Consider the following 4,683-nt stretch of genomic DNA (forward strand, 5'->3'; position numbering starts at 1 on the left):
CGAGCAACCACAAATATCGCCAAATGGAGAGATGATAGCAACGGTTTATAATACTGATGATGGGCCAACCGTTAGCATTACAAAATTTCCAAGTATTGAATTAAATATTCTTGCTCGTATGAAAAAAAAACGAGATCGTATTGATTTTATACGTTGGTCTGGTGACAAGTATGTAATTGTTTCAACCAGCTACCCTGAATATAGTTATGGTCAGTTTTTACGTATTTCTCGATTATATGCTTTTGATGTGACAACAGGTGAACACAAAGTACTGACTACGAAACGCTTTTCAGAAAGTCGTTTTTATAAATATCAAAGTTTTAGATTAGTATCATCACTGAAACACGAAACCGATTATGCACTGGTGTCTACTTACGATGAAAACGATAGTGCATATTCTGTTTTTCGAGTTAATTTAGGTGATTCTCAATTTGAAAAAATACAGCGCAATAAAGACGGCATTAGTAGCTGGTATGCTGATAATAAAGGAGTGGTACGCTTAGGCATTGCTGTAGAAGAAAAAGACGATAAATTTACAGCCTCAGTATGGTATCGTGCAAAAAAAGAAGATGAGTTAGAAAAAATACATACTCACACTTGGGGTGAAGATAACACATTTAGTATAGAGGCACTTACGACTGACGGTACTAAAGCCTATGTAATGTCAGACAGAGAGCTAGGCCGTGAAGCGCTGTGGTTATATGATATCGCTTCAGGAGAATTTGAATCACTAGTTTATAGTCATGAAAGTTATGATTTAAGTAATACTATAAGAAATAGCGAAGGTGATTTGATTGGAGTTGGTTACTATGATGACTTTTATCAAACCTTTTATTTTTCAGAAAAAGATGCTCAACAAGAGCAAGCAGTCGGTAACTTATTTAAAGATAAACAAGTAACAATTGCCAGTCGAAATCGTGACCATAATCGGTTATTAGCATATGTGGTAAGTGACAGTAGTACTCCAGTCTATTACTACTTTGATTTAAAAACTAAAAAAGGTGGTGTTTGGCTCTCTCAATATCCATATTTGGCATCAAAAGAATTCAGTTCTGTCCAAAACTATAATTTTAAAGCCAGTGATGGTATGGATGTTTCAGGCTATTATACCCAGCCAAAAGGTGCTAAACAGCCACCATTAATTGTTATGCCTCATGGTGGGCCTAATGCAAGGGACTATAAGTATTTTAATAAAGAGTTACAGTATCTAGTTAGTTTGGGTTATGGGGTGCTACAAGTTAACTTTAGAGGTTCAGCGGGTTTTGGTAGTCAATTTGAAACTGCTGGTTATTATCAGTGGGGTAAGCGTATGCAACAAGATGTTTACGATGCGATGGATTGGGCAATTGATTCTGGTTTAGCTAAAAAAGGCAATGCGTGTATTTATGGCTCAAGTTATGGAGGTTATGTGGCATTAACGGCGGCAGCTCAAGAACCTTATCGTTTTAAGTGTATAATTAGTGCTTCAGGCGTATCTGCTCTTGAAACTTTTGTTGAAGATGAAAGTAGGCAAGGGTCTTATTTAGGTAATATTGTTGATATGACAGATAGTAATGCCGTAAAGGCGTTAGCTGATGTATCAGTCATTAATATGGTTGAAAAAATTAAAGCCCCGGTACTACTTATTCATGGTGATAACGATACCCGAGTTGACTATAGGCAATCGAGCATTTTTTATAGTAAGGCTAAAAACCACGTTGACGTCAAATATGTAGAAATTAAAGATGGCACGCATTTTTTTGATGATTTAGAAAGCCAAAAAATATTGTTCTCAGAAGTAAGCTCTTTTCTGCAAAAGAACTTATAACATGTAAATGTTTTTTAGCTATTAAAAACTGTTTAGTTGAATAAGCAAATTTGTTTATTACCGAACTTATAAAACCTACTTGCTTAATTTTCCGACTAAGCGTAAAATGCGCGCTCATTTCGGCCTATTTAATATTAATTCCTTGCCTTAAACCGACCGGCTGAAACGGTAGAAGGCTCTATTAACCGTAAGGAATATCCATGCGTCATTACGAAATCGTATTCATGGTTCACCCAGATCAGAGTGAGCAAGTTTCTGGTATGATCGAACGTTATACTGGTTCTATCACTGAAGCTGGTGGTGTTATCCACCGTCTTGAAGACTGGGGCCGCCGTCAATTGGCATACCCAATCAACAAGCTTCATAAAGCTCATTATGTTCTTATGAACGTTGAAGCACCTACTGAAGTAATCAGCGAGCTAGAAACTACTTTCCGCTACAACGATGCAGTGCTTCGTAACTTAGTTATGCGTACTAAAGACGCTGTAACTGAAGCATCTCCTCTTGTAAGAGAAGAGAAGAAAGAAGCACCAGCTGCTTAATTGTTTTGAGTCCAAGCATGGCGCTTGATCAGCGAGAATTTTAAGGTAAACCATATGGTCAGTCCTTTTATGAATCAGCTGGTTATTTCTGGGGTTGTTTGTAAAACACCTAAGATTAGCCAAAGCCCTGCTGGTATCCCGCATTGTATTTTCGTTGTAGAACATAAATCAATGCAAGTTGAAGCAGACCTTAACCGTAATAGTTATGTCAGGCTTCAAGTGGTTGCCAGCGGTAAGCAAATGCAACAACAGACTCAACATTTGCACGTTGGGCAGGCATTGCAAGTGAGCGGTTTTTTAAATCGTCACGAAGGTCGTAACGGCCTTAGCCAATTGGTTTTGCATGCTCAGCATATAGAAAGAATTATTTGAGGAATTTATCTCATGGCACGTTATTTCAGACGTCGTAAGTTCTGCCGCTTTAAAGCGGAAGGCGTACAACAAATCGATTATAAAGATCTAGCTACTCTTAGAAACTATGTTACAGAAAGTGGCAAAATCGTACCTAGCCGTATTACAGGTACTAGCGCTAAATACCAGCGCCAGCTAGCAACTGCTATTAAGCGTGCTCGCTACTTAGCCCTTCTTCCATACACTGACTTACATAAGTAAGCAGCGGATTAACACGTTTTTAAAAGGTGTAGAAACATGCAAGTTATTCTACTAGATAAGATCGCTAACCTAGGTGGCCTAGGTGACCAGGTTGTAGTTAAATCTGGCTTCGCACGTAACTTCCTTTTCCCACAAGGTAAGGCAGTTCCTGCAACTAAAGCTAACGTTGAAACTTTTGACGCACGTCGTGCTGAGCTTGAAGCGAAAATCGCTGACCAGCTTGTTGCTGCACAAGCACGCGCTGATAAGCTTGAAGCATTAGCTGAAGTTACATTAGTATCTAAAGCCGGTGACGAAGGTAAGTTATTCGGTTCTATCGGTACTCGCGACATCGCTGACGCTATCTCAGCTGTTGGTGTTGAAGTTGCTAAGTCAGAAGTTCGTTTACCTCTAGGTACTATCCGTGAGACTGGCGAATTTGACGTATCAATCGCAGTTCATTCAGAAGTAACGGCTACTATCAAAGTAATCGTAATCGCTGAAGCTTAATTTTTAATTAAGCGAAAAAAGCCGTGCTGAAAAGCACGGCTTTTTTGTTTATTATTATCATCCATATCACTAGCTAGCATATCATTTTCAACATAAATATTGATTAAAGTCCCTTTTTTAGGTTTTTTATCTGGTATTGTTTGATCTAAAGTAAAAATTAATTATTTATACCTATTAAAATGTAGCGACATTGTAATTAGATTACAGATTGTTGACAGTGACAGCGCTGTCACTGTATATTGTTTGTGCACTGGGCATAGTGTTAAGGATGTAAAAATTGAAAGAGCAGATAATGAGAAGTACGAAGCTTTTTTCTGGTTTCACATTAATCGAGTTATTAATAGTCGTAGCTATTCTAGGTATTTTATACAGTGTAGCTATGCCTTCATATATTGAGCATATGGAGCGTAGTCGCCGTGCTGATATTCAACAAGTAATGTTGCAACATGGTGCAGTATTAGAGCGTATTTATTCGCGAAATGGTGGTTATCCAAACGCTTTTGGTACGGCAACAAATACAGATTTTTATACTTTTACTTATAAAGCGCTAAACCGCGTTAGTGGCGCTGCAGCGGATGCTAATTTTAAAAGTCGTGCATTTACATTAACTGCAACCCCAAAAATCGGTTCTGCCCAAGCAGGAGATCGCTGTGGTGCATTAGTGATTAAGCATGATGGCACACAATCAGCTGATGCTAATAGTTGCTGGGAGTAACAATGACTAGAACAGCCGGTTTTACATTAGTGGAGTTGATGATTGTGGTTGGGATCGTTGCGATTATGGCGGTATTAGCGTTTCCTTCTTTTAGCCAGCAAATCATGCAAGATCGGGTTGTTACCACCGCAAATCAGCTCAATAGTGTGTATAAATATGCGCGCAGTGAGGCGGTAAAACGTGATCGTGAGATTAAGCTAGTGGTAAGTGGCGATAAATGGCAGGTAACAGCAGCTGTTGATGGTGTTGATATAGTATTAAAAGAATTCGTCATCCAACATCATGGTGTAACGGTTGGTTTAGTTGATCGTACCGTGTGGTCAAGTGGCGAAATCTCTGCGGCGAGCGAGATTTTAATTAAAGATGACAATGATAAAACGGTAGATTATTACTTGTGCATTTTAAAAAGTGGCCAAAATTGGTTAGCTGAAAAATCAGTGGCGTGTGCATAATGATTAAACAAAGTGGCTTTTCATTATTAGAAGTGATGCTGTCAGTTGTTATCGCCGGTATTGCTT

The 4,683-nt window shown here is 38.6% G+C and carries 8 protein-coding genes; all 8 read left to right on the forward strand.

Going from position 1 to position 4,683, the window contains the following annotated elements; translation table 11 throughout:
* Positions 1 to 1,807: S9 family peptidase (locus H5232_RS22185; RefSeq protein WP_259400179.1), on the forward strand; the 1,807-nt coding region annotated here is incomplete at its 5' end.
* Positions 1,808 to 2,007: 200 nt separating this feature from the next.
* Entirely contained in the window at positions 2,008 to 2,349 is a 342-nt protein-coding gene (gene rpsF / locus H5232_RS22190) for a 30S ribosomal protein S6 (protein WP_145236974.1), read from the forward strand.
* A gap of 54 nt (positions 2,350 to 2,403) precedes the next feature.
* On the forward strand, positions 2,404 to 2,721 hold the full coding sequence (priB, locus tag H5232_RS22195; protein ID WP_182718064.1) for a primosomal replication protein N: 318 nt from the start codon (positions 2,404 to 2,406) through the stop codon (positions 2,719 to 2,721).
* A 12-nt stretch (positions 2,722 to 2,733) separates the two neighbouring features.
* Positions 2,734 to 2,961 (forward strand): 30S ribosomal protein S18, encoded by a 228-nt coding sequence (gene rpsR / locus H5232_RS22200; protein ID WP_002962753.1) that lies wholly within the window; start codon positions 2,734 to 2,736, stop codon positions 2,959 to 2,961.
* 36 nt (positions 2,962 to 2,997) lie between these two features.
* Positions 2,998 to 3,450, forward strand: a complete 453-nt coding sequence (rplI, locus tag H5232_RS22205; protein ID WP_145236982.1) for a 50S ribosomal protein L9 — start codon at positions 2,998 to 3,000, stop codon at positions 3,448 to 3,450.
* A 292-nt stretch (positions 3,451 to 3,742) separates the two neighbouring features.
* Positions 3,743 to 4,165 (forward strand): type IV pilin protein, encoded by a 423-nt coding sequence (locus tag H5232_RS22210; RefSeq protein ID WP_182831530.1) that lies wholly within the window; start codon positions 3,743 to 3,745, stop codon positions 4,163 to 4,165.
* A 2-nt stretch (positions 4,166 to 4,167) separates the two neighbouring features.
* The gene (locus tag H5232_RS22215) at positions 4,168 to 4,617 is read left to right on the forward strand and encodes a GspH/FimT family pseudopilin (RefSeq protein ID WP_182831531.1); all 450 of its coding nucleotides are present in this window, start codon (positions 4,168 to 4,170) and stop codon (positions 4,615 to 4,617) included.
* Positions 4,617 to 4,683: prepilin-type N-terminal cleavage/methylation domain-containing protein (locus H5232_RS22220; protein WP_182831533.1), on the forward strand; the 67-nt coding region annotated here is incomplete at its 3' end. The genes H5232_RS22215 and H5232_RS22220, both read left to right, overlap by 1 nt.

Origin of the sequence: Pseudoalteromonas sp. SG41-5 (genome assembly GCF_014164495.1) — a bacterium.
GTDB classification, from domain to species: Bacteria; Pseudomonadota; Gammaproteobacteria; order Enterobacterales; family Alteromonadaceae; genus Pseudoalteromonas; species Pseudoalteromonas rhizosphaerae.

Coding starts and splice junctions, on each gene's coding strand:
- rpsF (WP_145236974.1), top strand. CDS start 2,008: ATGCGTCATTACGAAATCGTATTCATGGTTCACCCAGATCAGAGTGAG.
- priB (WP_182718064.1), top strand. CDS start 2,404: ATGGTCAGTCCTTTTATGAATCAGCTGGTTATTTCTGGGGTTGTTTGT.
- rpsR (WP_002962753.1), top strand. CDS start 2,734: ATGGCACGTTATTTCAGACGTCGTAAGTTCTGCCGCTTTAAAGCGGAA.
- rplI (WP_145236982.1), top strand. CDS start 2,998: ATGCAAGTTATTCTACTAGATAAGATCGCTAACCTAGGTGGCCTAGGT.
- H5232_RS22210 (WP_182831530.1), top strand. CDS start 3,743: ATGAGAAGTACGAAGCTTTTTTCTGGTTTCACATTAATCGAGTTATTA.
- H5232_RS22215 (WP_182831531.1), top strand. CDS start 4,168: ATGACTAGAACAGCCGGTTTTACATTAGTGGAGTTGATGATTGTGGTT.